This is a genomic window from Silvimonas sp., from assembly GCF_031291215.1.
Classification (GTDB): domain Bacteria; phylum Pseudomonadota; class Gammaproteobacteria; order Burkholderiales; family Chitinibacteraceae; genus Silvimonas; species Silvimonas soli.
Map to the genome: position 1 here is coordinate 1 of NZ_JARLJK010000118.1, position 1004 is coordinate 1004.

General features: G+C 59.4%; 1 protein-coding gene. It reads left to right on the forward strand.

All coding sequences use genetic code 11. From position 1 onward, the window contains the following. Nucleotides 1-279: 279 nt before the first annotated feature. Nucleotides 280-1004 (forward strand): aldolase/citrate lyase family protein (locus tag P4L78_RS12395; protein WP_309328371.1); only part of this gene is annotated, 725 nt, incomplete at its 3' end.

The following is a 1004-nucleotide window of genomic DNA, read 5'->3' on the forward strand; positions in this document are numbered from 1 at the left end:
CATGTTTCGGCCTCGGGACCATGTCGCGATGTCGACGGAACCTACACCAAGTGGCTGTCGGATGCAGGAGTCAGGGTCGTCCTTATCAGGCCCGATTACAATGTTTTCGGCTCTGGAAGCTCAAATGCCGACGCAGAACGACTGGTGGGATTGCTGCGCGAATTAGTCGAGGCGTAGCCAGACTGCAAAGCCGGCAACAGATCGGCGAGCTGGGGCGGCAGCATGCCTTGGTTAAGGCTGGCCGCCCCCCTGACGATAAGCGCAAAAAGGGAGGTTGCAGTGAAGGCCCAACTCAAGGATCGACTACGCTCTGGCGAAATCACTTTTGGTGCATGGGGGATGATGCCGGGAAGCTTTACGGCGGAACTCCTGGCAAAGGCCGGCTTCGACTGGGTGCTGATCGACATGCAGCATGGGTGCATGGGCTATGAAACTGCACTGGAGATGATCCGGGCGATCGATCTGGCCGGAGCCGATGCAGTTGTCCGCGTACCGTGGAATGAGCCTGGCATCATTGGTCGGGTGCTCGATGCCGGCTGTGCCGCAGTTGTGATACCGATGATCCAGACGCCACAAGATGCCAGGGCGGCTGTCGCAAGTTGCCTTTATCCATCCCTGGGCCGGCGCAGTTTTGGGCCAGTACGCGCGAGTTTGCGCGATGGCCCTGGCTATTTTGCTTCAGCCAACCGGCGGGTGATGGTCATTCCGATGATCGAAACGACTGACGCGCTCGCTTGCGTGGAAGAGATTGCTGCGATCGATGGGGTCGACGCACTGCTCATTGGACCGTTTGATCTTTCGATCGCACTCGGGCTTCCGCCCGGAGACAACGACGGAAATGCGTTGTTCGATGAGGCTCTGGCGCGCGTAAATGCGGCGGCCAGGACGCATGGAAAGGTCACGGCTGTCCTTTCGACTTCGGAACTTGCGCCTCTGCGGGCGACGCAGGGCTTCCGCATGATTTCCGTAACGACCGACTTTGCGGCTTTGGCAAAGGTGGCTGC